We start from the raw sequence: 26,020 nt of genomic DNA on the forward strand, positions 1-26,020 counted from the left end.
CCCCGCGGCCCCCGCCGCCCCGCCGGGACGTCCTCCGCGCGGCGGGGGCCCTCCCCGGGGGTGCGGGCGCGGCGGCGCCGAGGCCCGCCGGCAGCACGACCTCCACCCGGCGCCCGTCCACCTCCAGCACGACGGTCTCGGTGCCGGCGACGGCGCCGGCCTCCCCTGGCTGCCCGGCGAACGGCTCGATCCCCCCGGCGAACTCCGTCTCGATCCACTGGGTGTGGACCTCCAGGTCGAAGGCGAACGCCGGGTCGTCCACCACGGCCCGATGGAACGGCAGCGTGGTCGGCAGCCCGCCGACCTCGAACTCGGCGAGCGCGCGGCGGGCCCGGGCGAGCGCCTGCTCCCGGTCCCGCCCGGTCACGATCAGCTTGGCCAGCAGCGAGTCGAACGCCTGGCCGACGGTCGTGCCCTCCACGACGCCGGAGTCCAGGCGGACCCCCGGGCCGGCCGGCGGCCGCCAGCGGGTCACCGTGCCCGGGGACGGCAGGAAGTTCCGCCCCGGGTCCTCGCCGTTGATCCGGAACTCGATCGAGTGGCCGCGTACCTCGGGGTCGCCGTAGCCGAGCCGCTCCCCCGCCGCGATCCGGAACATCTCCCTGACCAGGTCGATGCCGGTGACCTCCTCGCTCACCGGGTGCTCCACCTGGAGGCGGGTGTTGACCTCCAGGAACGACACCAGGCCGTCCCGGGCCACGAGGAACTCGCAGGTGCCGGCCCCGACGTACCCGGCCTCGCGCAGGATGGCCTTCGAGCTGTCGTACAGGACGCGCAGCTGGCCGGGCGTGAGGAAGGGCGCGGGGGCCTCCTCGACCAGCTTCTGGTGGCGGCGCTGCAGCGAGCAGTCGCGGGTGGAGACCACGACGACCTCGCCGTGCGCGTCGGCCAGGCACTGGGTCTCGACGTGCCGGGGACGGTCGAGGTACCGCTCGGCGAAGCACTCCCCCCTGCCGAAGGCGGCGACAGCCTCCCGCACCGCGCTCTCGTACAGCTCCGGGATCTCCTCCAGCGTGCGGGCGACCTTGAGGCCCCGGCCGCCGCCGCCGTACGCGGCCTTGATGGCGACGGGCAGGCCGTGCCGCTCGGCGAAGGCCACCACCTCAGCGGCGCCGGAGACCGGGCCGGGGGTGCCCGGGGCGAGCGGCGCGCCCACCCGCGTGGCGATCCGCCGCGCCGACACCTTGTCCCCCAGCCCCATGATCACGGCAGGCGGGGGGCCGATCCAGGTCAGCCCCGCGTCGATCACCGCCTGGGCGAAGTCGGCGTTCTCCGACAGGAACCCCCAGCCCGGATGGACGGCGTCCGCGCCCGACTTCAGCGCCGCGTCGAGCACCTTCCCCACGTCGAGGTAGCTGGTGGCGGGGGTGTCCCCGCCCAGGGCGAAGGCCTCCCCCGCCAGTCGCACGTGGGGAGCGCCGGCGTCCGGCGCCGCGTAGACGGCGACGCTGTCGAGCCCGGCGTCCCAGCAGCCCCGGACCAGCCGGACCGCGACCTCGCCCCGGTTGGCGATCAGCACCTTGCGCACCGCGTCTCCTCTCGGGTCTCCCCCTCGGACCGCCCGGTGACGGCGGTCACCACCACGCCTCCCGGTCCAGCCGCGCCTCCCGGTCCAGCCGCCAGCCTGCCTCCACCGACCAGCGGGGGCGGGGAGCGGGCGGCCCGGGCTCCCGGCCCTCCCGCGCCCGCCCGGACGCGGCCAGCACGGCCAGGACGGCGGCCAGCTGCTCGTCGGTCGGGGCGCCGCGCACGACCGCCGCGGGCTCACGCACGACCGCCGTGAGCTCACGCGCGTCCGGCGCCGTCGCCCCGCTCATGCCGGGGGGTTGGCGTGCTTGCGGTGCGGCAGCACGGCCTGCTTGCCCCGGAGCGTGGCGAGGGCGCCCGCCAGCACCCTCCGGGTGTCCCTCGGGTCGATCACGTCGTCCACCAGGCCGCGCTCGACCGCGTAGTACGGGTGCATGAGCTCGGCCCGGTACTCGTCGATCAGCTTGGCCCGGGTGGTCTCCGGCTCGGCCGCGGCGGCGATCTCCTTACGGAAGATCACGTTCGCGGCGGCGTCCGCCCCCATGACCGCGATCTCGTTGGTCGGCCACGCGAACGACAGGTCGGCGCCGATCGAGCGGGAGTCCATGACGATGTAGGCCCCGCCGTACGCCTTGCGGACGATCATCTGGATCCGCGGGACGGTGGCGGCGCAGTAGGCGTGCAGCAGCTTGGCGCCGTGCCGGATGACCCCGCCGTGCTCCTGGTCGGTGCCCGGCAGGAAGCCCGGCACGTCGACGAACGTCACCAGCGGGATGTTGAACGCGTCGCACATCTGCACGAACCGCGCCGCCTTCTCCGAGGCGTGGATGTCGAGCACGCCGGCCATCGACATCGGCTGGTTGGCGATGACGCCCACCACGTGCCCGTCGATCCGGGCCAGCGCGCAGATCACGTTGGCGGCCCACCGCTCGGAGAACTCCAGGAACTCGCCGTCGTCGACGATCTCCCCGACGACCTCGCGCATGTCGTACGGACGGCCGGCCTCGGCGGGCACGATGTCGAGCAGGGCCTCGCAGCGCCGGTCGGGCGGGTCGAGGGTCGGCGCGACCGGGGGGCTCTCCAGGTTGCTGGCGGGCAGCAGCGAGACGAGGTACCGCACGTCCTCCAGGCAGCTCGTCTCGTCGTCGTGGACGAACGTGGCCACGCCCGACCGGGTGGCGTGCACGTCGGCGCCGCCCAGGCCGTCCTGGCTGATCCGCTCGCCGGTGACCGCCTCCACCACGTCGGGGCCGGTGATGAACATCTGCGAGGTCTCGCGGACCATGAACACCACGTCGGTGAGCGCCGGGGCGTAGGACGCGCCGCCCGCGCACGGGCCGAGCATCACGCTGATCTGCGGGATCACGCCGGAGGCCCGGACGGTCCGCTGGAAGATGCCGCCGTAGCCCGCGAGGCCGGTCACGCCCTCCTGGATGCGGGCGCCGGCGCCGTCGTTGAGGCTGATGAGGGGGGCCCGGGCGGCGTACGCCAGGTCCATCACCTTGTGGATCTTCTGGGCGTGCGCCTCCCCGAGGGAGCCGCCGAACACGCGGAAGTCGTGGGCGTAGACGAACACCCTGCGCCCGTCGATCGTGCCCCACCCGGTCACCACGCCGTCGCCGTACGGGCGGCGCTGCTCCATGCCGAACCCGGTCGCCCGGTGCCGGCGGAAGCCCTCGATCTCGGTGAACGAGCCGGGGTCGAGCAGGATCTCCAGGCGTTCGTGCACGGTGAGCTTGCCCCGCGCGTGCTGCGCCTCCGTCGCCCGCGCGCCCGGCCCATCGGCCAGCCGCCCGCGCATCCGGTCCAGCTCGGCGACCCGGCCCCGCATGGACGCGGGCGGGTCTTCGGCCACGACTTTCCTGTCGTCGAGCAGTGTCATTCGCGAAGGCCTTTCGACAATTCATCCGGCATTCGATGGAATGATTTCAAGAAGGGCCGCCGGGGCAAAGGAGAGTCACCCCTAGGAGGCATGCGCATATGTCTTAGGTGACATGGCCCGTGACTCCGCGGAATGATGGGATCGACGCTGTGGAGAACACTGCCCGCAATACAGGAGGAGCCCCGTCGTGAGGATCGACTTCCACGGTGTCACCGTCGGGCCGGACGTCTTCGAGAATTGGTCGGCGCAGGCCGAGAAAATGGGCTACGGCGCCGTGTGGATGTCCGAGACCCAGCACGACCCGTTCGTGAGCCTCGCCGCCGCCGCGCTGCGGACCGAGCAGGTGGACATACGGACCGGAATAGCGGTGGTGTTCGCCCGGAACCCCATGTCCACCGCGATCCTGGCGAACGACCTCCAGTTGCTGTCGCGCGGCCGGTTCGCCCTCGGGATCGGGTCGCAGTTGCAGAGCCACATCACCCGGCGGTTCTCGATGCCGTGGTCGCGGCCGGCCGCCCGCATGCGGGAGTACGTGCTGGCCCTGCACGCCATCTGGGACTGCTTCGAGGACGGCGGCCGGCTGCGGTTCCGGGGCGAGTTCTACCGCCACACCGTCATGAGCCCGTTCTTCAACCCCGGGCCCAACCCGTACGGACGGCCGCGCGTGCTGGTCGCCGGCGTGGGCGAGAAGATGACCGAGCTGGCCGGCGAGCTGTCCGACGGCTTCCTGGCGCACATCATCGCCACCCGGAAGGTCCTCGACGAGGCGACGATGCCGCTGCTGCGCGCCGCCCGGGAGCGGGCCGGGCGCACCATGGACGGCTTCGAGCTGCACGTCACCCCCATCGTGGCGACCGGGGCCGACGAGCGGGAGTACGAGACGGCCGTCGCACGGGCCCGGTCCACCATCGCCTACTACGCCTCGATCCCGAGCTACGCGCCGGTCTTCGACCTGCACGGCCTGAGCGGCCTGTGCGAGGAGCTCTACCGGCTCGCGGCGAGCGGGCGGTCGTCGGAGATGCCCGGCCTGGTCGACGACGAGGTGCTCGACACGTTCGCGGTCACGGGCGAGCCGAAGGAGGCCGCCCGCAAGATCCACGAACGCTTCGCCGATCTCGCGACCAGCGTCGCGTTCTTCCAGCGCGACGACGAGAAGGCCCCCGAGGGGTGGCAGCCCCTCTACGACGAGCTGCGGCACCTGCTCGGGGCTTGAGGGGAAACACGAGAGGGGCTCCGGCGATCCCGGGGCCCCTCGTTCCGTCTCCGGGCCTTGGTTCCGCGGGCCCGCGACTGGAGCCCGGACGCCCAGAAGCCCGGACGCCGAGGGGCCCGGTCCCGTGCGGGACCGGGCCCCTCTGTGGGTGGGGTGCGGCGGATTAGGCCTGGGCCTCGGCGGCGTCGGCCGGGGTCACGTGCTCGGGGGCGAACAGGCCCAGCTCGCGCAGGAGGGTGAGCTCGTCCCTGGCCCCCCAGTGCTCGACGGCCTGGCCGTTCTCCACCCGGTAGAAGTGCAGGTGCTGGATCTCGAACTCCTTGCCCGTGGGCGGCACCCCCAGGAAGTCGCCGGTGTGGCGGCCGCTGAACGTCACCCGGCAGGCGAACTTGTCACCCTCCGAGATGAAGTCGTCCACCTGCCAGCGCGCGTCGGAGAACGCCGAGCGCATGTACCGGGCGGTCGCCAGGTACCCCTCGGGGCCGCCGCCGACGCCCTCCGACGCCTCGTGGTCGACGAAGTCCGGCGCGATGTAGCGGTGCGCCGCCTCCTCGTCGAGCTCGCCGAAGACCTTGGCGATGCCGATCGCCACCTCGAGGACCTGCTGCGCGGCGTCCGGCGGGCGCTCCTCGAGCGGCGCCAGCATCTCCTGGACCTCGTCAGCCATGCTCGTCCCTTCCTTCGCAGTCGTTCTCAGTCGTTCTCGGGCGCTCTCAGTGCCCCAGCCCCTGGCCGCCGCTGACCGGGATCAGGGCGCCGGTGATGAAGCTCGCCTCGTCGCTCGCCAGGAAGCGCACCACCGGCGCGACCTCCTCCGGCCGGCCCGACCTGCGCAGCGCGGTGATGCCGTGCAGGTACGCCCGGTGCTGATCGGTGAGGCCCGACACCATGTCGGTCTCGATGAGCCCGGGGTAGACGACGTTCACGGTGATCTTGCGGGGGCCGAGCTCCCAGGCCAGCGTCCGGGCGAAGCCCATGAGCGCCGCCTTGGACGCCGAGTAGTTGGTGACGCCGGGCGAGCCCCAGAACGCGGTGGTCGAGCCGATCATGATGATCCGCCCCCAGCGGGCCTTCACCATGTCGTGGACGGCGCAGCGGGCGGCCCGCACCGTGCCCATGAGGTTCGTGTCGATCACCGCGGCGAAGTCCTCCTCGGACATGGCGAGGAAGAGGTTGTCCCTGGTCGTGCCGGCGTTGGCCACCAGCACCTCGACCGCCCCCTGCTGGGCCCTAACCTCCTCGAAGGCCCGCTCCACCGACGCCGAGTCGGTCACGTCGCAGCGGACGCCGAACAGCCCTTCCGGGGGCTCGCCCGACCGGTAGGTGATCGCGACCTTGTCGCCGTTGTCGGCGAACGCGCGGGCGATCGCGAGGCCGATGCCCCGGTTCCCGCCCGTGACCAGAACAGAACGGGTCATATGGCCACTCCTAGGTGCTCGTTGAGGGCGGCGACGGCCTCGGCCGTACCGGTGAAGTGGACGGCCCGCCACCCGGCGGCGCGGGCGCCGTCGCAGTTCTTCGGCAGGTCGTCGACGAACAGGGACAGCCCGGCCGGGACGCCCGAGCGCTCCACGGCCAGGTCGAAGATGCGCCGGTCGGGCTTGCGGCAGCCGACCTCGAAGGACAGCACGACGTCGTCGAACAGCTCCGCCGGGTCGACCATCCGCCGCCAGTGCAGGTCCCAGGCGGGCACCATGTTGGACAGCATCCCGACGAACAGCCCGCGCTCCCGCAGGCCGCGCAGCGCGGCCACCCACTCGGCGTTGGCCTCGCGGCCGTCGAACCACGCGTCGGCGAGGGTCGTCAGGCGCATCTCGACACCGTGGTCGGCCCGCAGCACCTCGCCGATCTGCGCGACCCACTCCGGCTCGCTCACGAGGGGGGTGTCGATCGGCAGCATGATGTCGTCGGTGCCGTACGACGCGGTGACCTTGAGGATGGCGTCGATGAGCGCCTCCTGCGGCAGGTCGTGCGCGGCGCAGAACCGGGCCATCGTCACGCTGATGGGCGGGGTGAGCACCCCGCCGAAGTCGGTCCAGACCGCCGCCACCGGCTCCGCCGTCATCGCCCCGCCTCCCCGCTCAGCCGCAGCCCCATCTCGGCCACGATCCCGTCGCCCTGCGCGAACCTGACCTCGACCGCGCCGCCGGGCCCGGCCTCCGCCTCCGCGACGCAGGGCAGGTCCAGCTCGGCGAAGCGCAGGAAGCGACCCGACACCTCGTACGGCACGGCCCCGTCGCCGGCCAGGACGACGGCGAGCTGGCGGGCCGCCTCGGCCAGGGTGGTGGCGGGCAGGTGGTCGTACTCGTGGTCGAACAGCGACCGGTTGGCGAACGAGGGGGCGACCAGCGCCCGCGCCCGTCGCGGTGACCGCTCCACGTCCGCGACGACGACGTTCAGCGGGTTGCTGCGGCCCACCTCGTGGGGCAGCGCGCGCGACACGCCCTCCGGGTCGCCCAGGTCGCGGGTGGACGGCGCGGGCGTGCCCCGCATGAGCCGCCGCAGGGCCTCGTGCTCGCCCGGCGTGACGACGTTGACCTCCATCGTGTGCACGCCGGCCGGCTCGCCGTCCAGGACGAGGTCCTGGGTGACAGAGCCGGTCCGCACCCGGCCGCCGCGCGTCCTGCGGGCGTCGAACCGGTTGTCGATGCGCAGCTCGCCGGGCAGGTGCCCGGCGCGGAGCGGGCCGTCGAGCGTGATCGTGAAGCTCGCGACCATCATCATCGCCCGGGGCGGCAGGCCCAGCAGGTGCGCGCCCGCGATGCCGGCCTGCCGGCCGGCCTCCAGCACCAGCAACGGGTCGAACACGGCGGGCCGCGCGGTGTGGTCGCTGTAGTAGCCATGGCTGAGCGGGAGCTGCGCCGCGGCCAGGAACCTGGCCTCGCCGGCCGGGCGGATATCGGTCACGAAGACCTCGGCGACCGAGGCGCGGTGCACCAGAGCCCGGTCGATCGTGCGACCGAAACTCAGCTCCACCGGCTCGGCGAGATCGGCGACGGCTTCCGTTGTGGCCGCCATCGTCACCCCCCTGGATAGACGGTTGTGGCATCACTTTCGCAGCCGCCGATGAAAGGCCGCTAAATTCGCGATAAAAGCGGCGCGATGTCACTTTCGATCCGTTCCCTTGTTCCTCGGGAGGGCCGGTGGTTAACGTCGTCGGCGAGAAACGGTCGGATATTGAGAAGGGGAATCCGCGAATGACTGTTGATGTCAGCGCCCTGCAGGAGAAGATTCGCGACATCATCGAGCAGGAACTCGAGCTGGAGCCCGGCGAGCTCACCGGGTCGGGCCATTTCATCGACGAATACGACGCGGACTCGCTGTCGCTCATCACGATTCTCGCCCGGATCGAGAAGGAGCTCGGCGTCGCGGTCCCGCAGGACGAGCTGCCGAACATGCCGAACCTGGACGGCGTCTACGCCGTGGTCACGAAGGTCGCCGGCCGGGAGCCCCAGAATGCCTGACCGGCGCGTCGCCGTTACCGGACTGGGGGCGGTGAGCTGCATCGGCACCGGTGTCGAGGCGTTCACCGCCGCCGTCCGGGAAGGGAGGAACGGCGCCTCCGAGATCTCGAGCTTCGACACGGACGGCTTCCCCTACACGGTGGCCTGCGAGGTCAAGGACTTCGAGCCGGAGCGGCTGCTGCGGCGGATCGACAGCGCCCGGTGGGGCCGCAGCGCGCTGTTCGCGGCCGCGGCCGCCCGGCTCGCGGTGGAGGACTCCGGCCTCGACCCCGGCGACCTGTCGGCCGCGCGGACCGGGTCCATCATGGGCACCACGGCCGGCGAGTCGCAGGTGCTCATGGAGGTCGTCGACCAGTGGATGAGCCAGGGCCTCAAGGCCGTGGACCCCCGCCTGGTGCCGATGGCCCCGGCCAGCCAGATCGCCAACGCGGTCAGCGCCGAGCTGCACCTGACCGGGGACTCCCAGACGATCCCCACGGCCTGCTCCGCGAGCAACATGGCCCTCGGGTACGCGTACGACCTCGTGAGGACCGGGCAGGCCGACTTCATGCTGGCGGGCGGCGCCGACGCGGTGAACCGCTCGTGCCACGCCGGGTTCTACCGGCTGGGCGCGCTCGCCGAGAAGGTCTGCCGGCCGTTCGACGTGAACCGCTCCGGCATCCTCACCGGTGAGGGCGGCGCCGTCCTCGTGCTGGAGCCGCTGGAGCACGCCCAGGCCCGCGGCGCGCGGATCTACGGCGAGGTGCTCGGCTACGGCGTCAACTGCGACGCCAAGCACATGGTGAACCCGGACGCGTCCAGCTTCGCCGAGTGCATCCGCATCGCCCACCGGTTCGCCGGGGTCGAGGCCTCCCAGGTCGACTACATCTCGGCGCACGGCACCGGGACGCGGACCAACGACATCACCGAGGTCACCGCGGTCCGGGAGGCGTTCGGCGAGCGCATCCCGCCGATCAGCTCGGTCAAGTCCATGATCGGGCACACCATGGGCGCGGCCAGCGCCTTCGGCGCCATCGCCTGCCTCAAGGCGATCCAGGAGGGCTTCCTGCCCCCCACCGCCAACCTGGAGGAGCTGGACCCGGCCCTCGGCCCCGGCCTGGACGTCGTGCCGAACGTGGCCCGGCCCGGCCGGGTCGACGTCGCGCAGAACCAGGGACTCGCCTTCGGAGGCAACAACGTGGTGACCGTCTTCGGGAGGGTGGCATGACGGCCGGCGCGGCGGTGGCCGCGCCGGTCCGGCCGCTCCTCGTCACCGGGTGCGGGGTGGTCTCCCCCGCGGGCGTGGGGCTGGCCCCGCTGGCCGGGGCGCTGGAGAGCGGCCCCGCCGCCCCGGGCGCCCCGGACGACTCGCCCGACGGGTACCCCCCGCAGCCGCTGTGGGCGCTGCCCGAGCTCCCGGTCGCCGAGCACCTCGGCACCAAGGGGCTGCGCCACGTCGACCGGTTCACGCTCATGGCCCTGATCGCCTGCAAATCGGCGCTGCGGCAGGCGGGCGCCGAGGGCGACGGCGCGGACATCGGCGTGGTCGTCGCCACCAGCACGGGCAGCCTGCGGACGCTCTCGGAGGTCGCCTGCGACACGGTGCTGCAGGAGAAGCCGTACATGGTCAATCCGGGGAACTTCCCCAACGTGGTCATGAACGCCTGCGGCGGCCAGATCGCGATCAAGAACGGCCTGCGGGCCGTCAACTCCACGATCTCCGGCGGCCAGGTGTCGAGCCTGGCGGCCGTCCGGTTCGCCCGTACGGCGATCGAGGGCGGCCGCGCCTCCCGCGTGCTCGTCGGCGGCGTGGAGGAGCTGGTGCCGATCTCGGCCTGGGGCTGGCACCTGTCGCAGGCCCTGGACGCGGAGGCGCCGATCGGCGAGGGCACCGCCATGTTCCTCCTCGAGGACGCAGAGACGGCGCGGGAGGCCGGCCGCACGGGCCTGGCCGAGGTGCTGGCCTGCGAGGTCGGCTACCACGGCGTGGACGACGCCGACGGCAGGGCCCGCGGCCTGGCCGCGTGCGTCGGGCGGGCGCTGTCGCGCAGCGGGGTCCTCCCCGACGAGGTGGACGTGGTCTCCGTGGGCGCGGCCGGGCACCGGGACATGGAGGCCGTCGAGGAGCGGGCGCTGCGCGCCGCGCTGGGCCGCGACGTCCCCCTGATCCGGGCCGCCACCGCCGTGGGCGAGTGCTACAGCGCCAGCGGCGCCCTGCAGCTGGCCGCGCTGCTCGCCTCCTGGCAGGAGGCTCCGGACGGCGACCGCCGCACCGCCCTGGTGACCAGCGTGGGCGACGACGGCAACGTGGGCTGCCTGGTGGTGCGCCGATGGCTCTGAACGTCGCGTGCGTCGGCAAGAGCTACCCGCCCAGCGAGCCGTACGAGGTGGGGCGGGAGAAGATCTGGGAGTTCGCGAACGCGATCCGCGACCCCAACCCCGTCTACCGGGACCCGGAGGCCGCGCGGGCGCACGGCCACCCGGACGTCATCGCCCCGCCGAGCTTCCCCATGGTGATCTCGCTGGAGGCCGAGCGCCAGGTCGTGTACGACCCGGAGCTCGGCGCCCGCGACCAGGTGCGGTTCGTCCACCGGGAGCAGCGGTTCGCCTACCGGCGGCCGATCCGCGCCGGGGACGTCCTCACCGTGACGGTCTCCATCGCGGCCATCGACATCATCGGTGACAACGACGTCATCACGTTCGAGAGCCGGATCGACGCCGGGGGCGACGAGCACGTGTGCACGGCGAAGTCGACGTTCGTCATGTTCGACCCCGAGAGGAAGGGCGAGCCCGCACCATGACCACGGTCATCACCCGTCCGGCGCCGGCCAGGCGCCGCTACGACGACGTGGAGCCCGGCACGAGGCTCCCGGGCCGCACCGTCACGGTCCAGCGCGGGGACCTCGTCCGGTACGGCGGGGCCTCGTGCGACTACAACACGATCCACTGGGACGAGCGGACGGCCGAGGCCATCGGCCTGCCGCACCCCATCGCGCACGGCATGTTCACCATGGCCCTCGCCCTGTCCGTGGTCTCGGACTGGGCGGGCGACCCGGCGGCCGTCGTCGACTTCGGCGGCCGCTTCCCCCGGCTGGTCCCCGTGCCCAACGACGGGAAGGGCGTCCTGCTGGAGGTCGATGCCGTGGTGGTGGAGAAGCTCGAGGCCCCGAACGTGCGGGTCAGCGTCGCCGTCCGCCTGGACGGCGCGAAGGTGCTCACGATGCCGCGGACGATCGTAGCCCTGGCGTAGGGCGCGTCCCCACCTCGAGGATCTCCCGCTGCAGCCGGTGCACCTCGGGCGAGGGCTCCAGCCCCAGCTCCCGGTCGAGCACCCTGCGCAGGTCGTGGAAGGCGGTCAGCGCCTCCCCCCGCCGGCCCACCCTGTGCAGGGTCTCGATCAGCCGGGCGTGGAACCACTCGTTCAGCGGGCTGGCCGCCACCAGGCCCCGCAGCTCGCCCACCAGCTCCCGATGGCGGCCCAGCCGCATGTCGGCCTCGATCCGCAGCTCGAGCGCCCTGATCCGCGCCTCCTCCAGCTGGGCGAGGTGGCGGGTCAGGACGGGGCCGCAGGCCACGTTGCCGAGGGGCCTGCCCCGCCACAGCGCGAGCGCCTCGCGCAGGACGGCCGCCCCCTCGGCCGTCTCCCCCCGGGCGATCTCGGCCGCCCCGCGCTCCGCGAGCCGCCGGAACCGCTCGGCGTCGACCTGCTCCCCCGCCACCTGCAGCACATATCCGGTGGGCTCGGTCAGCAGCGGCGCCGGAGGGTCGCCGTCGGCCCCCAGAAGCCGGCGCAGCCGGTAGACGTGCGTGTGCAGCGACTGCAGGGCCGTCCGCGGCGGCGCGTCCTCCCACAGCTCCTCGACCAGCGTCTCCACCGGGACGACCTGGCCCGGCCGCATCAGCAGCAGGGCGAGGACCTGACGGACCTTGGGCCCCGGCGGTATCACCACGCGGTTTCCTGAACGTATCGCCAACGAGCCGAGAACAGTGAAAATACGCATTTCCAATTTCTCCCGAAGAATTGGGATCGTATGGTGCCTGGTCCTCGGTGTTCGATCCGAACGTAATCAGGAGCCCCCACCTGGCTGCAACGCCGGGGCCCGCGAGTGCCGCCAAAGACGCAGCGCCATGCGCCTTTCGGGGCATCGATTACCTCCCAAGTGACATCCCGTCAGCCTCGAAGAGAAGTACATATCCCGATAAAGTCGGAAACCGGCCTGCCCTCTCGAAAGGAAGCCCGATGCCGCTGAATCCGGCGTTCAAGGGCCGGGTCTACCCGCCGACCGAGCCGTACGAGGTCGGCCGCGAGAAGATCCGGGAGTTCGCCGAGGCGATCGGCGAGCCCGACCCCGCCGCGGACCCGGACGGCCCGGTGGTCGCGCCCCCGACGTTCGCGATCGTGCTCACGATGCGGGCCGAGCGGCAGGCGGTGTTCGACCCCGAACTCGGGCTCGACCTGTCCCGCCTGCTCCACCGGGAGCAGCGGTTCGACTACACCCGCCCGATCGTGGCCGGCGACCGGCTCACGGTCACCGTGCGGGTCGAGGACGTGGGCGGCGCCGGTCCCGCCGACGTGCTGACCCTGTCCAGCGCCGTGACCACGACGGACGGCGAGCACGTCTGCACGGCCACCGCCACGCTCGTGACCATGGGAGACGAGGATGCCTGACGTCCCGCGCTACTCGGCCGTCCGGGTCGGGGACCGGCTGCCCCGCCTCACCCACACGATCCGCCGCTACGACCTGGTCCGCTACGCCGGCGCCTCAGGAGACTTCAACCCCATCCACTGGAGCGAGAGCGCGGCCGAGGGGGCCGGGCTGCCCGGCCTCGTCGCCCACGGCATGCTCACCTTCGGTGTGGCGATGCGCCTGGTGAACGAGTGGGCGGGCCGCCCCGGGCGGGTGAGCGGCTGCGGCGCCCGGTTCACCCGGCCCGTCGTCGTGCCCGACGGGTACGACGGCACCGAGGTGGTGGTGGAGGGGGTCGTGGCCGAGAAGCTCCCCGGCTCCCGGGTGCGGATCGACCTGACCGTGCGGCACGGCGGCGAGAAGGTGCTCGCCCGCCCGCGCGCCGTGGTCGCGCTCGACGACTGACGACCCGACCGGCGGGCCCGAGCGGCGGGCCCTGCCGAGAGCGACGACGAGGAAGGCCCGGCTGCAATGCGACTGTTCGTCGGCGGATACTCCTGGACCGAGACCCTCGCCAGGGGCGTGCGCGTCGTGATGACCGATCCCGCGACCGGCGGGCTGGTGCTCACCGGCTCGTTCACCGACATCCCCAACCCCTTCCACCTGCTGCCGTCCCCCTCGGGGCGGACGCTCTACGTGGCCGCCAACGTGCCGGACGGCCGGGTGCACGTCCTCGGCGTCGGGCGGCACGGCTCGCTGGAGCACCGGGGCGAACGCTCCGCCCTCGGCGCCGGCACCGTCCATCTGTCCCTGCACCCGTCGGGACGGCACCTGCTCGCGGTCAACCACGACTCGGGCGAGGTCGTCGTCTTCCCCGTCGAGGACGACGAACTGCTCGGCCCGGCCGCGGACGTCGTGCGCCACGACGGGAAGGGACCCGACCCGGTCAACCAGGCCGGGCCCCACCCGCACATGACCGTGACCGACCACACCGGGACGTTCGTCCTCGTGCCGGACAAGGGCGACGACCACGTCCACGTGTACCGGTTCTCCGCGTCCAGCGGGCACCTGTCGGCCCTCGGACGGACCCACCTCGGCGAGGGCGTCGGCCCGCGGCACCTCGTCTTCCACCCCTCGGGCCGGTACGTCTACGTCGTCGGCGAGCTCCAGCCGGTCATCGTGGTGTGCGGCTTCGACACGTCCGGGGCCCTGTGGCCGCTGGGCTCGGTGCGCACGGTGCCCGACGAGGCGGACGGCTGGATAGCCCCCTCCGCCATCGTGATCTCGGCCGACGGGCGGTATGTCTACGCGGCCAACCGGGGCCACGAGAGCGTCGCCGTCTTCGAGGTGGCCGCCGGGGGCGCGGTGCTGAAGCGGACTGGGGAGCACCGGTTCGGCGACCCGTTCACCACCATGCCGTGGGACCTGCTCGTCGATCCCTCGGGCACGGTCGTGTACGTGGCCAACCAGATGGCGGGGACGGTCGCCGCGCTGTCCGTCGACCCGGAGACGGGCCTGCTGGGGGCGCTGGGCGCGCCGGTGGCGGTGCCCGACGCGGCCTGCCTGGTGGCCGCGCCCGCCTGATCCTCACGCCCGGTGCCCCGGGCCTGCGAACGAACGAAGCCCTCCGGCCGGCGCCGGAGGGCTTCACGCGTGCGGGGAGCCGGACGAGTCTCAGAAGTCGCCGAAGAGGCGGGTCGACTCGGCCTCGTGGGCCAGCCGGCGCAGCGACGCGAGGATCGTGTCGCCCATGGCGGTCCAGATGACGACGCCCTCGACGATGCTGTCGAGGTCGCCGCGGTGCAGCAGTGTCTTCACCTCGTCGCCGGCCACGCGCTCGGCCGCGTCGGCGTAGGAGCCGAGGACCTTGGCGAAGTCGTCCTGGCCGAGCCGGCGCATGGTGGCGAGCGCGTCGGCCAGCGTGCGGCGGGCGGGGTTGGTGGGCTTGACCTGCCAGCCGCGCTCCTCCAGCAGCCGGTCGACCTCGGCGACGGCCTCCTGCCACGCCTCGTCCTCGGTGTAGTCGCGCGGCGCGGTCATCACGTACTGCGCCTTGCCGATGGTGTCGAGGCGGGAGACGCCGGTGGAGAACATCAGGGAGAGCACCTCGCGAGCCGAGGCGATGGACAGGCCGCCCACCTCGACGAGGGCGCGCGCCAGCTTGAGGCGGCGCACGTGCGCCTCGCCGTACTGGGCCTGGTTGGGCCCGGTCCGCTCCCCCGGCGGGAGCAGCCCCTCCCGCGTGTAGTACTTGATCGTGGGGATGGGAACGCCGGTGCGCCTGCTCAGCTCAGCGATCCTCATGGTGCCTCTCCCTGTCGCCGCCTCCAAGGATAGATCCTGGTCGCGTCCGGCGTACCACGCCCGATTGCGCGGCGCACCGGACGCCGTCAGGCGCTCAGGCGCTGACCTCGCGCACCGGCGCCGGGCCCGGCTCGGCGGGCCGCTCGCGCGGCGGGGCCGAAGGGACGAGCGCGGCGCACAGCGTGGCCGCGGCGACCATCGAGGCGCCGCCCCACAGCGCCGCCCGCAGGCCCGAGGTGAACGACGCCGCCGTGGCGTAGCCGCCCCTGACCGCGAACACCTCGGCCAGCACGGCCACGCCGAGGACCACCCCGACCTGGCGCAGCGCGTTGTTGACGCCCGACGCGAGGCCCTCCTCGGAGGGGGACGCGAAGTCGAGGGTCTGCCGGGCGCTCAGCGCGAAGAACAGGCCCATGCCGGCCCCGGCGACCACCATGGCCGGCAGCAGCAGGAGGTAGGACACGCCGGGCTCGGCCACGACGGCGAGCCACCCGAGCGACGCGGCCTGCAGGGCGCATCCGGTGATCATGAGCCGGCGCACGCCGAGGCGTTCGCCGAAGACCCCGGCGAGCGGCGCCACGAGCAGCGGCATGGCGGTCCACGGCAGCGTGCGCAGCCCGGCCTGCACGGGCGAGTAGGCGAGCACGTTCTGCAGGTACTGCGTCAGCAGGAAGACCGCGCCGAACATGCCGCCCTGGACGAGCAGGGCGACGGCGTTCGACAGGGTGAAGCCGCGCCGCCGGAACAGGTGCGGCGGCAGCACGGGGTGGGGCGCCCGCCTCTCCCACGCCGCGGTGGCCGCCAGCAGCACCGCCCCGGCGGTCAGCGAACCCACCACCTGCGGGTCGCCCCAGCCGAGCGCCGAGCTGCGCACCAGCCCGTAGACGACGCCGAGCAGGCCGCCGGTGACGAGCAGCGTGCCGCGGACGTCGAGCCGCGCGTACGGGCCGTGGCTCTCGGCCAGGCGGGCGAGGGCGAGCGGCAGCAGCAGCACGCCGATCGGGACGTTCAGCCAGAAGACCCAGTGCCAGTCGCCGAGCTGGACGATCATGCCGCCGACCCACGGGCCGAGGGCGATGGCGAGTCCGCTCATCCCGCTCAGGCCGGCGATGGCGATGCCGCGGCGCCTCTCGCCGACGGCCGTGACGACGAGCGTCAGCGACAGCGGGAAGATGACCGATCCGCCGACGCCCTGGAGCACCCGGGCGGCCACGAGCATCCCGGCGGAGCCGGACAGGGCGGCGGCCGCGGACGCGACGGTGAACAGCGCGACGCCCGCGGCGAAGACGGTCCTGCGGCCGAAGCGGTCGCCCAGGATGGCCGCGCCCAGCAGCAGGATCGCGAACGACAGGGTGTAGGCGTTGACCGTCCACTCCAGGCTCTCGAGCGAGGCGTGCAGGTCGCGCCGGATCGTCGGTAACGCGGTGGTGACGATCAGGTTGTCCAGCGACGCCATGAACGCCGCGGTCCCCGTGATCAGAAAGGTGGCTAAGGCTCCGCCACGAACGCTCATCGTCCGGCCTCCAGTGATGACCTCTTGCCCCCCAACTTAGATAGTGGATAGTATCACTATCGATAATTAGATGGATAGTAATGCTCACCGCTATCTACGGTGGAGGCGTACATGTTCCGCACACTCGGCCGCTTCGCCATCCGAAGCCGCCGCTGGATCATGCTCGGGACCCTGCTGTTCGTCGTGTTCGCCGCCGTCTGGGGCACGGGCGTGTTCGGGCGCCTCGGCGGCGGCGCCGGGTTCGACGACCCCGGCAGCCCGTCGGTGCACGCCGACAACGTGCTGGCCGGCCCCCTCGGCCGGTACGCCAACGACGTCGTCGTCCTCTACGAGAGCGACCACCTCACCGTCGACGACCCCGCCTTCGCCGAGCCGGTGAAGCGGGCCCTGGCCGCCGTTCCGCGCGGCGACGTGACGCGGCTCGACTCGTACTGGTCGACCGGCTCCGCCGGCTACGTCTCGAAGGACCGGCACGCCACGTACGCGGCGGTGCAGCTGCGCTCGCCCGACGACCAGGTCCGCGTGCAGCAGTTGCGCAAGATCCAGGACAGCTTCGCGGTGCCCGGGCTGACCGTGAGGTTCGGCGGCACCACCTCGATGACCGACCAGGTCAACCGGCTCACCCTGCGCGACCTCGGCCTCGCCGAGGCGATCTCGACGCCGATCCTGCTGATCCTGCTGATCGTGGTGTTCCGCAGCGTCCTGGCCGCCACGCTGCCGCTGGTCATCGGCTTCACGGCGGCGCTGGGCTCGCTCGCGCTGCTGCGCTTCGTGACGCTGTTCGCCGACATCTCGACGTTCGCCATCCAGGTGATCAGCATCCTCGGCCTGGGCCTGGCGATCGACTACGCGCTGCTGGCCGTGACCCGGTTCCGCGAGGAGCTGTCGTCCGGCGCGTCCGTGGACGCCGCGGTCGAGCGGACGATGGCGACGGCGGGGCGGACGATCACCTTCTCCGGCGTCGTGGTGGCCATGTCGTTCGCCGGCCTCACGCTCTTCCCCTCGCGGTTCCTGCTGTCGATGGGCTACGCCGGCGCGGGCACCGTGGTCGTGGCCGTCGTGGCCTCGCTGACCGTGCTCCCGGCGCTGCTGAAGATCATGGGCACCCGGCTCAACCCGGCGCGGGTGCGCCTGATCGACCCCGCGACCGGCCGGTGGTACCGGGTCGCCCACGCCGTCATGCGCCGCCCGCTGGCGAGCACGCTCGGCATCGTCGTCGTCCTGGTCGCCCTCGGCCTGCCGTTCCTCGGGGTGAACTGGGCGCGGCCCGGCGACTGGGTGCTCCCGGCGAACGCCGACGCCCGCGCCGTCACCCAGGAGGTGGGACAGCGCTTCGCCGCCGACCCCGGCAAGCTCGTGACGGCCGTCGTCGAGTCGCCCCGCGCGCTCGACAGGGGCGCCCTGGACGCCTACGCCGCCCGCCTCGACGCGGTCCCGGGCGTGAACGGCGCCAGGGTCACCGGCGCGGCCGGCGACCAGGCCCGGCTCACGCTCGGCTACGCCATGGACCCGATGTCCCGCGACGCACGCCGGATGGTGGACGGCCTGCGGGCCGTCGCGCCGCCCCCTGGGACCACGGCCGCGTTCACCGGCATGCCCGCCTCCCGGGTGGACATCGTCGACATGGTCACCTCGCGGATGCCGTGGATGGCGCTGTTCGTGACCGTCGTGTCGTTCGTCGTGCTGTTCCTGGCCTTCGGGTCCGTGGTGCTGCCGGTGAAGTCGGTGCTGCTCAACCTGCTGTCGCTGTCGGCCTCCTTCGGCGCGATCAAGCTGATCTTCCAGGACGGCTGGCTCGACGGCGTGCTCAACTTCGTCCCGGTCGGCGCGGTGGACGTGAACTTCCCCGTGCTCATCGTGGCCATCGCCTTCGGCCTGGCCATGGACTACGAGGTGTTCCTGCTGTCGCGGGTACGCGAGGAGTACGAGCGCACGGGCGACGTCGCCGAGTCGATGGCCCGGGGGCTGCAGCGCACGGCCCGCGTCATCACGAGCGCGGCCCTGCTGGTGGCCGTGGTCGTGGGCGGGTTCGTCCTGTCCGGGATCACGTTCATGAAGATGGCCGGCGTCGGCCTGGTGATCGCCGTCGCCGTCGACGCAACGATCGTGCGCGGCCTGCTCGTCCCGGCGACGATGCGGCTGCTCGGCCGGTGGGCCTGGTGGGCCCCGGCTCCGCTGGCCGCCTGGTGGCGCCGCCACGGCGTGCCCGAGCACGGGCACGGGCACGACGCCGCCCCCGCCGCGCCCGCCGAGGTCGCGCCGCGGCCCGCCTGACCCCCGACACTCAGGGAGATCACATGCAGTACGAAGCGCTCGGCCGCACCGGGGTGACGGTGAGCCGGCTGTGCCTGGGAGCGATGATGTTCGGGTCGTGGGGCAACCCCGACCACGACGACTCGATCAAGATCATCCACCACGCCCTCGAGAACGGCGTCAACTTCATCGACACCTCCGACAACTACTCGGCTGGGGAGTCGGAGGAGATCGTCGGCAAGGCCCTCGCGCAGGCGGGGGCCCGGGACCGGGTGGTCCTCGCGACCAAGTGCCACTTCCCCATGGGCGCCGACCCCAACATGCGGGGCAACTCCCGCCGCTGGATCATGCAGGAGGTCGACAACAGCCTGCGCCGGCTCGGCACGGACTGGATCGACCTCTACCAGATCCACCGTCCCGACCCCTCCACGGACATCGACGAGACGCTGAGCGCGCTGACCGACCTGGTGCGGGCCGGCAAGATCCGCTACTTCGGCACCTCGACGTTCCCGGCCCACCTCATCGTGGAGGCGCAGCTCGTGGCCGCCCGCGGGTTCCGCGAGCGGTTCTCCGCCGAGCAGGCGCCGTACTCGATCCTCGTACGGGGGATCGAGCGCGACGTGCTTCCGGTCTGCCGGCAGTACCGGGTGGGCGTGCTGACCTGGAGCCCGCTCGCCGGCGGCTGGCTCACCGGCCGGTACCGCAAGGACCAGGAGGTCCCGTTCAGCATGCGCAGCTTCGTCGTGCCCGGCAGGTACGACATGGAGCTGCCCGCCAACCAGCGCAAGCTGGAGATCGTGGAGGAGCTGGCCCTGCTGGCCGAACGCGCCGGGATCAGCCTCATCGACCTCGCCCTGGCCTTCACGCTCCGCCATCCCGCGGTCACCTCGGTTATCATCGGCCCGCGTACCACAGAGCACCTTGACAGCCAGCTCGGAGCGGTGTCGGTCGAGCTGACCGGCGACGTGCTCGACGAGATCGACCGGATCGTCCCGCCCGGCACCACGCTCAATCCGCACGACGAGGGCTGGCAGCACCCCGAGCTGGCCGACCCCGCCCTGCGGCGGAGATAGTACAGAATTACACGAATAAAAATCTATTTACACGGGATTAACATGACCTGATTCTCAACACGCTTCTCTACTATCCGTCATGAACGCAGAAACCCCTCCCCTGCCCATTGCCGAGAAACGCTCGATTTCTAGATAATTGTGGCGATCGATGCCTGCGGAATCGCGGGCCAGCACCATGTGACGGTCGTAACGCGGACCCCCCTTCTGGTCCGTGGCCAAAGTCGGGGGCGAACAAGGTGCAGGGGATCGGATATGGCGGAAAGCACATCGCCGGAGGTGCTCGTACGGAGCCCGGCGTTACTGCAGGTGTACGAATCCCGCCTGCGTGAGCTGGCGAGTCCCGTGGTCAAGGACCCCCTGGTCTGGCGGGAGTGGCGCAGGCAGACGGAGAGTCTTCTGGAGCTCTGCGCGGAGTCCGGCGGGAGCCGGCCCGCGCGGGCGGCGATCGAGCCGCCGAGCCCGGCCGTACGCGCGGTCGGGCTCGTCGCGGCCAGCGCCGCCTGGGCGGAGCTGTTCCAGGCGGTGGCCGACCACCTGGCCGGGTCGGCCCGGGACCCCGCGGAACGGGGACGGCCGCGCGACCACGTGCTGCCGGCGCTGAACCGGGCGATCCTCACGCTCGTGGGCGCCTTCGGCGCCGAGGCCGAGGCGGAGACGCTCGACCGGATCGGCACCGAACAGGAGCGGATCCGGATGGTCGTCGCCCGGGACGTGCACGACTGGGTGGGCAGCAGCATCAGCCTGGCCCTGCGCCGGCTCGACCTCTACGAGCTGCGCCGCGGCACGCCAGAGGCGCAGGGCGACCTGCGTCAGGTGCGCCAGGCGCTGAACGACGCCTGGGAGACCGTACGGCGGCTGGTGAAGGGCCTGCGGCCCTGGCCGCCCAGCATCGGCCTGGAGGGCTCGCTGCGCGCGTTCGCCGAGGCGGTGAAGCCGCCTGGCGTGGGCCTGGAGGTGTCCGTGCGCGGCGAGGAGTCGTCGCTGCCCGTGGACGTGCGCGCCGAACTGCTGGCCATCATCAGGGAGGCCCTGCGCAACGCGCTCGCCCACGCCGGCGCCGGCGGTGTCACCGCCCACGCCGAGATCCTGCCGGAGAAGGTGGTGGCCGTCGTCCAGGACGACGGCGCCGGGGTCGACCCCGGCCGGGCCTGGCACGGGGCCGGCCTCGCCTCCATGCGCGAGCGCACCGAGCTCCTCGCGGGCGAGTTCCGCATGAGCAGCCATCCGTCCGGTGGGACGAGGATCGACATCTCCGTGCCTCTCGGAGGGCGCCCGCATGAGCATTGAGCATCCCATCCGCATCGTCGTGGCCGACGACCACACGCTCCTGCGCGAGGCGCTGTGCGAGCTCCTGCGCTCCGAGCCCGACTTCCGCGTCGCCGGCCAGGCCGGGGACGGCCGCGCCGTGGTCTCCACGGTCGCCGCGGTCCGTCCCGACATCGTCCTGCTGGACGTCGAGATGCCGGGCCACCCGCCCGCCTACACGCTCAACCAGATCGCGCACGTGTCGCCGCACAGCACGGTCGTCGTGCTGACGATGCACGACGACCCGCACCTGGTGCAGGAGATGCTGTCGGCGGGCGCCCGGGGCTACCTGCACAAGGGCGTGAGCTGGCAGGACCTGACGGCGGCCCTGCGCAGCGTGCACCGCAGCTCCCACCGGGTCATCGTCTCCCCGCGCCCGCCGAAGTCCATCGCGCAGTCGGCCCCGCGGGCCCTGCTGACCGAGCGGGAGGAGGAGGTGCTGGCCCTGGTGGCCCGCGCGCTCAGCAACCGGCAGATCGCCGTCCAGCTGTCGATCACCGAGGGCACGGTCAAACGGCACCTGCGCAACATCTTCGGCAAGCTCGGCGCCGTGTCGCGGCTCGACGCCGTGAACCGGGCGAAGGTCTCCGCGCCGGCCTTCACCTCGCCCGTCCCCGCGCCGTCCCTCCCGCCCGTACGGATCGAGCGGATGCCGTCAGCCTCTTGCGAACCGGTCGGCCAGAATGGATCCTGGAGCTATCGATAGTTGAACTATCCATAGGAGGATTGGCCATGCCGCTCCGATGGCATCGCCCGCTGATGCTCTTCTGCGGCGCGCTCGGCGTGCTCGCCGTCGTCTGCGTGGCCGGGCTGGCGTTCGACGACCGAGTGCTGATGGGCGAGCCGATCTGGCTCAAGCCGCTCAAGTTCTGCCTGTCGTTCATCGCCTTCGGCACCGTGATCGCCTGGATACTCCCGCTGATGCGCCGCACCCCGGGCCTGGCCCGGCTGGCCGGCAACCTCCTCGTGACGGCTGGGATCATCGAGATCGTGCTGATCGTCACCCAGGTACTCCGGGGCCGGCGCAGCCACTTCAACGAGTCGACGCCGCTCGACGCCGCGATCTTCGGGGTGATGGGCCTCACCATCACGTTCCTCTGGATCACCAGCATCGGGATCGGCGTGCTCGCCCTGCGGCAGCGGCTCGCGGACCGGCCGACGACCACCGCGCTGCGGCTCGCGCTGGTGCTGTCGGTCATCGGCATGGCGGTCGCCTTCCTGATGGTCGGGCCCACTCCGGAACAGTCGCAGGCGCTGGCGGACGGCACATTCAACGGCGTCATGGGGGCCCACAGCGTCGGCGTGCCGGACGGCGGCCCCGGCATGCCGCTCACCGACTGGAGCACCACGGGCGGAGACCTGCGCGTCCCGCACGCGGTCGGCCTGCACGCGCTGCAGGCGATCCCGCTCGTGGCGGTCATCCTGTCCCTGGCGGGCCGGCGGGTGCCGGCGCTGCGCGACGAGGGCGTCCGGGTGGGCCTCATCCGGGTGGCCGCCGCGGGCTACCTGGCGCTGGTGGCGCTGCTGACCTGGCAGGCCCTGCGCGGGCAGCCGCTGGTCCGGCCGGACGCCGCGGTCCTCGGCGGGCTGGCCCTGATCGCGGCCGCGGTCGCGGCCGGGTCCCTGGCCGTGCTCCTGACGCGGCGCAGGCGGCCGGTCGCCCCGGTCCTCACCCCGGTGCCCGAGGCGGGCGTGCGATGACGCAGGTGCTGTTCCAGCTCACGTTCCCGCTCGCCGTGCCGTTCTGGGCCCTGATGATCTTCGCTCCTGGGTGGTCGTGGACGCGCAGGATCGTGTCCTCGCCCCTGATCGTCGTGCCGCCGCTGCTCGTCTACCTGGCGCTCGTGATCCCGGACTTCGGCGGCCTGTGGGCCGCCGTGAGCCGCCCGGACCTGCGCGTCCTCGGCGACTTCTTCGGCAGCCCGGAGGGCGCGGCCGCCCTGTGGGCGCACCTCATCGGGTTCGACCTGTTCGTGGGCCGCTGGATGTACCTCGACTCCCGCGAACGGGGCGTCCCGCCGCTGGTGACGAGCCCCATCCTGGTGGTGACGATCCTGCTGTCCCCCATCGGGACGCTGCTCTACCTGGCCGCCCGCCTGCTCGCCCCGGCCCGCGCCGACCGGGCGCGGGTGGTGAGCCTCCAGCGCGGCTGACCTCCCGCCGGGCCCGGCCACGTCGTCGCGGGCGTGACCGGGCCCGGACGGGCCGCCGCGGCATCGGATCGGGTCGCGGCTCGCGCCACCGGCCCAGCGGCAGAGACGGCGGGAGGCCCCGGCGTCAGCTCGTGGGCACCTGCCAGCCGCGCTCGCGCAGCCCCTCGGTGAGGGCGGCGGCCGCCTCCGGCTGGACGTACAGCTCGGCGGCGCCGACCGGCAGCCCGGGGGCGTGCTCCAGCCGGATGTCCTCGATGTTGACGCCGGTCTCGCCCGCGGCCTGGACGAGGCGGGCCAGCTCTCCCGGCCGGTCGCCGATGACCACCTGCACCACGGCGTACGTGCGGGCCGGGCCGCCGTGCTTGCCGGGGATCCGGCTGGTGCCGGCGACGCCCCGGGACAGCAGGTCGGTGACGTCCCCGACGGCGTTGCCGTCGCCGGCGAGCGCCCGCAGCGCCCGGGCCGCGGCGGACAGGTCGGCCACGACGGCCTCCAGCACCTCGGCGACCGGGATCGCGTTGCCGGACAGGATCCCGGTCCACAGCGCCGGGTCGCTGGCAGCGATCCGGGTGACGTCCCGCACCCCCTGGCCGGACAGGCCGAGCGCCGCGTCCGGCGCCTCCGCGAGCCGGGCCGCCACGGCGGCGGCGGTGACGTGCGGCGCGTGGGAGACCACCGCCACAGCGCGGTCGTGCTCGCCGGCGTCCACCCGCACGGCGTTGCCGCCGCACAGCGCGATCAGGCCCTCGACGGCCGCGACGGCCTCCGGGGCCGCCTCCGGCGTCGGGCAGTACGCCCAGGGACGCCCGAGGAACAGGTCGGCCCGGGCCGCGGCCGGCCCCGACCGCTCGCGCCCCGCCAGGGGGTGTCCCGCCACGTACGCCGTCAGATCGCAGCCCAGCTGGGCCGCCTGGGCGAGCGGCAGCACCTTGACGCTGGCCACGTCGGTGTAGACCCGGGCGGCGTCCCTCTTCTGCAGGTCGAGCAGCTGCTGGGCGACGAACTGCGGGGGCACCGCGACGACGGCGAGGTCCGCCCTGCGGCCGCCCGTCCAGTCCTCCCCCGCGCCCAGCTCCCGGGCGATCCGCACGGCCGCCGGGTCGCGATCGGCCAGGAACACGCGCACGTCCCGCTGGCGCAGCGCCAGCGCGATCGAGGTGCCGATCAGGCCCGTGCCGACAACGACCACGCTGCCGATGGCGGCGTCCTCGATGGGAGTCATCGTGCTCTTCCTACATGCCGTACGGAGGCCGGCGCGGGACCGGCCCTGGTCGATGTGTTCCCCCCGTCCCGCCGGGCACCGGCCCGGCGGGGGCCGCCCTACTGGGCGATGTCCACGCGCAGCGCCACGGCGCCCCGCAGGTACACGTGCTGGATGTCCTGCCGCGGCTTGCCGGTCCACACGTGGGCCATCAGGCGGACCACGCGCGGCAGCGCCCCGGGAACGTCGATCTCCGACGCGCACAGCAGCGGGACGTCGTGGAAGCCCAGCTTGCGCGCGGCGAGCGCGGGGAACTCCGCGGTGAGGTCGGGGGTCGCGGTGAAGATGACGCTGATGACGTCGTCGGTGGTGAGGCCGTTGCGCTCCATCACCTCGGTCACCAGCTCGGTCGTCCCGGCCAGGATCGACTCCCGATCATCGCCGTCGACCTGGATCGCCCCTCGGATCGCCCGCACCATGTCGTTCCCCTCTCGCCATCTGGCAGGGGACGGGCGGAACCGCGCCCGTCCCCTATCGCGCATATGAGCAATTGTCCCCGGCTTGCGCGTTTCGCCTGCCAGGCGGCAAGGCTACAGGCCGACGGCCGAGTACAGATCGCCGACTTCCTGCACCGTCAGCGTCCTTACGGTCCCCGGCTTGAGCCTGCCGAGCTTGACGGGCCCGAACTCGATGCGCGCCAGGTCGATCACGCGGTGGCCGACCGCCTCCATCATCCGCCGGACGATGTGCTTGCGCCCCTCGTGCAGGACGATCTCGACCAGCGCCTGCTGGCCGTGCTCCTGCACGATGCGGAACTCGTCGGCCTTGGCCAGGCCGTCCTCCAGCTCCACGCCCTTGCGCAGGACGCGGTGCAGGTCGCGCGGGATCGGGCCGGGCACCTTGGCCCAGTACTTCTTCTGCACGCCGTAGCTCGGGTGCGTCAGCCGGTGGGCGAGCTCGCCGTCGTTGGTGAACAGCAGCAGGCCCTCGGTCTCGGTGTCGAGCCTGCCGACGTGGAACAGCCGCGGCGCCAGGTCCTGGACGTAGTCGTGCAGGCACGGGCGGCCCTCGGGGTCGTCCATGGTGCTGACCACGCCGATCGGCTTGTTCAGCGCGTAGTACACGGTCTCCGAGGACGTCGGGACGCGCTTGCCGTCCACCCTGATGACCTGCTTCACGGGATCGACCCGGGCGCCGAAGCGGCGGACCACCTGGCCGTCGACCGTGACCCGGCCGTCTCCGATCATCTCCTCGCAGGCCCGGCGGCTGGCGATGCCCGCCGCCGCGAGGACCTTCTGCAGCCGCTCGCCGCCCGGCACCTCGGTGGTGTCGCGCTCGTCGGTGTAGCCCTCGTCGTAGAAGTCCGGGTCGCGCAGCGGCTGGCGCGCGCTCTTGAACGGGTTGCCGCCCTGGGCGCCCCGGCCCTGCCGGCTCCCAGGGCCGGAACGGCCGCCGGCCGCGGACGCGCGCCGCGGGCCGTCCGAGCCGAAACGGCCGCGGGCGCCGCCGAGGCCGCCGATCGTCT

The 26,020-nt window shown here is 72.8% G+C and carries 27 protein-coding genes and 1 pseudogene; 15 read left to right on the plus strand and 13 right to left on the minus strand.

Annotated features, from left to right (window positions below):
* The 3 genes and pseudogenes from MPTA5024_RS08085 to MPTA5024_RS08095 all read right to left on the minus strand — a co-directional run.
* Positions 1 to 1,528 (minus strand): annotated as a pseudogene (locus MPTA5024_RS08085) (acetyl-CoA carboxylase biotin carboxylase subunit); the annotation flags it as partial.
* Between the two features lie 46 nt (positions 1,529 to 1,574).
* Positions 1,575 to 1,817 (minus strand): acyl-CoA carboxylase epsilon subunit, encoded by a 243-nt coding sequence (locus tag MPTA5024_RS08090; protein ID WP_036321190.1) that lies wholly within the window; start codon positions 1,815 to 1,817, stop codon positions 1,575 to 1,577.
* Positions 1,814 to 3,409: an acyl-CoA carboxylase subunit beta gene (locus MPTA5024_RS08095; RefSeq protein WP_036321192.1), complete on the minus strand. Its 1,596-nt coding sequence runs from the start codon at positions 3,407 to 3,409 to the stop codon at positions 1,814 to 1,816. Before MPTA5024_RS08095 ends, MPTA5024_RS08090 begins: the two co-directional genes overlap by 4 nt.
* A gap of 187 nt (positions 3,410 to 3,596) precedes the next feature.
* Here MPTA5024_RS08095 and MPTA5024_RS08100 point away from each other — a divergent pair, with 187 nt between their 5' ends.
* Positions 3,597 to 4,622: a TIGR03617 family F420-dependent LLM class oxidoreductase gene (locus tag MPTA5024_RS08100; protein ID WP_036321194.1), complete on the plus strand. Its 1,026-nt coding sequence runs from the start codon at positions 3,597 to 3,599 to the stop codon at positions 4,620 to 4,622.
* Positions 4,623 to 4,785: 163 nt separating this feature from the next.
* Here MPTA5024_RS08100 and MPTA5024_RS08105 read toward each other — a convergent pair whose 3' ends face one another.
* Genes MPTA5024_RS08105 through MPTA5024_RS08120 form a run of 4 tightly spaced genes read right to left on the minus strand, consistent with a single transcriptional unit; the run spans position 4,786 to position 7,640 of the window.
* The gene (locus MPTA5024_RS08105; RefSeq protein ID WP_036321195.1) at positions 4,786 to 5,289 is read right to left on the minus strand and encodes an ester cyclase; all 504 of its coding nucleotides are present in this window, start codon (positions 5,287 to 5,289) and stop codon (positions 4,786 to 4,788) included.
* A gap of 46 nt (positions 5,290 to 5,335) precedes the next feature.
* Complete coding sequence (fabG, locus tag MPTA5024_RS08110) at positions 5,336 to 6,040, minus strand: 3-oxoacyl-ACP reductase FabG (RefSeq protein ID WP_036321196.1); 705 nt, start codon at positions 6,038 to 6,040, stop codon at positions 5,336 to 5,338.
* On the minus strand, positions 6,037 to 6,687 hold the full coding sequence (locus MPTA5024_RS08115) for an HAD family hydrolase (protein ID WP_036321198.1): 651 nt from the start codon (positions 6,685 to 6,687) through the stop codon (positions 6,037 to 6,039). Before MPTA5024_RS08115 ends, fabG begins: the two co-directional genes overlap by 4 nt.
* Positions 6,684 to 7,640 carry an AfsA-related hotdog domain-containing protein gene (locus tag MPTA5024_RS08120; protein WP_051457840.1) on the minus strand — a complete coding sequence of 319 codons (957 nt, stop codon included), beginning with the start codon at positions 7,638 to 7,640 and terminating at the stop codon, positions 6,684 to 6,686. The genes MPTA5024_RS08115 and MPTA5024_RS08120 overlap by 4 nt, the downstream gene beginning before the upstream one ends.
* A 125-nt stretch (positions 7,641 to 7,765) precedes the next feature.
* Between MPTA5024_RS08120 and MPTA5024_RS08125 the strand changes: the two genes are divergently transcribed.
* The 5 genes from MPTA5024_RS08125 to MPTA5024_RS08145 are packed head-to-tail and all read left to right on the plus strand — an operon-like array spanning position 7,766 to position 11,315.
* Positions 7,766 to 8,086 carry an acyl carrier protein gene (locus MPTA5024_RS08125; protein ID WP_198167008.1) on the plus strand — a complete coding sequence of 107 codons (321 nt, stop codon included), beginning with the start codon at positions 7,766 to 7,768 and terminating at the stop codon, positions 8,084 to 8,086.
* Positions 8,079 to 9,293 carry a beta-ketoacyl-[acyl-carrier-protein] synthase family protein gene (locus MPTA5024_RS08130; protein WP_036321201.1) on the plus strand — a complete coding sequence of 405 codons (1,215 nt, stop codon included), beginning with the start codon at positions 8,079 to 8,081 and terminating at the stop codon, positions 9,291 to 9,293. The genes MPTA5024_RS08125 and MPTA5024_RS08130 overlap by 8 nt, the downstream gene beginning before the upstream one ends.
* Positions 9,290 to 10,405: a beta-ketoacyl synthase N-terminal-like domain-containing protein gene (locus tag MPTA5024_RS08135; RefSeq protein ID WP_051457841.1), complete on the plus strand. Its 1,116-nt coding sequence runs from the start codon at positions 9,290 to 9,292 to the stop codon at positions 10,403 to 10,405. Before MPTA5024_RS08130 ends, MPTA5024_RS08135 begins: the two co-directional genes overlap by 4 nt.
* Positions 10,396 to 10,866: an FAS1-like dehydratase domain-containing protein gene (locus tag MPTA5024_RS08140; protein ID WP_051457842.1), complete on the plus strand. Its 471-nt coding sequence runs from the start codon at positions 10,396 to 10,398 to the stop codon at positions 10,864 to 10,866. The genes MPTA5024_RS08135 and MPTA5024_RS08140 overlap by 10 nt, the downstream gene beginning before the upstream one ends.
* Positions 10,863 to 11,315, plus strand: coding sequence for a MaoC/PaaZ C-terminal domain-containing protein (locus MPTA5024_RS08145; protein WP_036321203.1), 453 nt, complete (start codon positions 10,863 to 10,865; stop codon positions 11,313 to 11,315). The genes MPTA5024_RS08140 and MPTA5024_RS08145 overlap by 4 nt, the downstream gene beginning before the upstream one ends.
* Here MPTA5024_RS08145 and MPTA5024_RS08150 read toward each other — a convergent pair.
* Positions 11,281 to 12,015 carry an AfsR/SARP family transcriptional regulator gene (locus MPTA5024_RS08150; RefSeq protein WP_198167009.1) on the minus strand — a complete coding sequence of 245 codons (735 nt, stop codon included), beginning with the start codon at positions 12,013 to 12,015 and terminating at the stop codon, positions 11,281 to 11,283. The two genes, MPTA5024_RS08145 and MPTA5024_RS08150, sit on opposite strands and share 35 nt — an antisense overlap.
* A 290-nt stretch (positions 12,016 to 12,305) precedes the next feature.
* Between MPTA5024_RS08150 and MPTA5024_RS08155 the strand changes: the two genes are divergently transcribed.
* From MPTA5024_RS08155 to MPTA5024_RS08165, 3 genes are all read left to right on the plus strand, one after another.
* Entirely contained in the window at positions 12,306 to 12,734 is a 429-nt protein-coding gene (locus MPTA5024_RS08155; RefSeq protein ID WP_036321205.1) for an FAS1-like dehydratase domain-containing protein, read from the plus strand.
* Positions 12,727 to 13,158, plus strand: coding sequence for a MaoC/PaaZ C-terminal domain-containing protein (locus MPTA5024_RS08160; RefSeq protein ID WP_036321207.1), 432 nt, complete (start codon positions 12,727 to 12,729; stop codon positions 13,156 to 13,158). The genes MPTA5024_RS08155 and MPTA5024_RS08160 overlap by 8 nt, the downstream gene beginning before the upstream one ends.
* 66 nt (positions 13,159 to 13,224) lie before the next feature.
* Entirely contained in the window at positions 13,225 to 14,277 is a 1,053-nt protein-coding gene (locus MPTA5024_RS08165) for a lactonase family protein (protein ID WP_051457844.1), read from the plus strand.
* Positions 14,278 to 14,367: 90 nt separating this feature from the next.
* Here MPTA5024_RS08165 and MPTA5024_RS08170 read toward each other — a convergent pair whose 3' ends face one another.
* Together MPTA5024_RS08170 and MPTA5024_RS08175 are read right to left on the minus strand one after the other, a co-directional pair.
* Positions 14,368 to 14,997 (minus strand): MerR family transcriptional regulator, encoded by a 630-nt coding sequence (locus MPTA5024_RS08170; RefSeq protein WP_036321209.1) that lies wholly within the window; start codon positions 14,995 to 14,997, stop codon positions 14,368 to 14,370.
* Positions 14,998 to 15,091: 94 nt separating this feature from the next.
* A complete protein-coding gene (locus MPTA5024_RS08175) occupies positions 15,092 to 16,510 on the minus strand; it encodes an MFS transporter (protein WP_036321210.1) in 1,419 nt (472 codons plus the stop codon).
* Positions 16,511 to 16,621: 111 nt separating this feature from the next.
* Here MPTA5024_RS08175 and MPTA5024_RS08180 point away from each other — a divergent pair, with 111 nt between their 5' ends.
* From MPTA5024_RS08180 to MPTA5024_RS08205, 6 genes are all read left to right on the plus strand, one after another.
* Positions 16,622 to 18,784: an MMPL family transporter gene (locus tag MPTA5024_RS08180; protein ID WP_036323641.1), complete on the plus strand. Its 2,163-nt coding sequence runs from the start codon at positions 16,622 to 16,624 to the stop codon at positions 18,782 to 18,784.
* A 23-nt stretch (positions 18,785 to 18,807) separates the two neighbouring features.
* A complete protein-coding gene (locus tag MPTA5024_RS08185) occupies positions 18,808 to 19,836 on the plus strand; it encodes an aldo/keto reductase (protein ID WP_036321212.1) in 1,029 nt (342 codons plus the stop codon).
* A gap of 252 nt (positions 19,837 to 20,088) precedes the next feature.
* Positions 20,089 to 21,123: a sensor histidine kinase gene (locus MPTA5024_RS08190; protein ID WP_036321214.1), complete on the plus strand. Its 1,035-nt coding sequence runs from the start codon at positions 20,089 to 20,091 to the stop codon at positions 21,121 to 21,123.
* Positions 21,113 to 21,847 (plus strand): response regulator, encoded by a 735-nt coding sequence (locus MPTA5024_RS08195; RefSeq protein ID WP_063794635.1) that lies wholly within the window; start codon positions 21,113 to 21,115, stop codon positions 21,845 to 21,847. Before MPTA5024_RS08190 ends, MPTA5024_RS08195 begins: the two co-directional genes overlap by 11 nt.
* Positions 21,848 to 21,873: 26 nt before the next feature.
* The gene (locus MPTA5024_RS08200) at positions 21,874 to 22,842 is read left to right on the plus strand and encodes a hypothetical protein (protein WP_051457845.1); all 969 of its coding nucleotides are present in this window, start codon (positions 21,874 to 21,876) and stop codon (positions 22,840 to 22,842) included.
* Entirely contained in the window at positions 22,839 to 23,294 is a 456-nt protein-coding gene (locus MPTA5024_RS08205) for an ABA4-like family protein (RefSeq protein WP_036321215.1), read from the plus strand. Before MPTA5024_RS08200 ends, MPTA5024_RS08205 begins: the two co-directional genes overlap by 4 nt.
* 124 nt (positions 23,295 to 23,418) lie before the next feature.
* Here MPTA5024_RS08205 and MPTA5024_RS08210 read toward each other — a convergent pair whose 3' ends face one another.
* The 3 genes from MPTA5024_RS08210 to MPTA5024_RS08220 form a co-directional block, all read right to left on the minus strand.
* Positions 23,419 to 24,516 carry a prephenate dehydrogenase gene (locus MPTA5024_RS08210; RefSeq protein WP_036321216.1) on the minus strand — a complete coding sequence of 366 codons (1,098 nt, stop codon included), beginning with the start codon at positions 24,514 to 24,516 and terminating at the stop codon, positions 23,419 to 23,421.
* A gap of 98 nt (positions 24,517 to 24,614) precedes the next feature.
* Positions 24,615 to 24,974: a chorismate mutase gene (gene aroH / locus MPTA5024_RS08215; RefSeq protein WP_036321218.1), complete on the minus strand. Its 360-nt coding sequence runs from the start codon at positions 24,972 to 24,974 to the stop codon at positions 24,615 to 24,617.
* 111 nt (positions 24,975 to 25,085) lie between these two features.
* Positions 25,086 to 26,020, minus strand: a 935-nt coding sequence (locus MPTA5024_RS08220; RefSeq protein WP_157099419.1) for a pseudouridine synthase, incomplete at its 5' end; no start/stop codon positions are given.

This window comes from Microbispora sp. ATCC PTA-5024 (assembly GCF_000511135.2).
In the GTDB taxonomy this organism is placed as follows: Bacteria; Actinomycetota; Actinomycetes; order Streptosporangiales; family Streptosporangiaceae; genus Microbispora; species Microbispora corallina.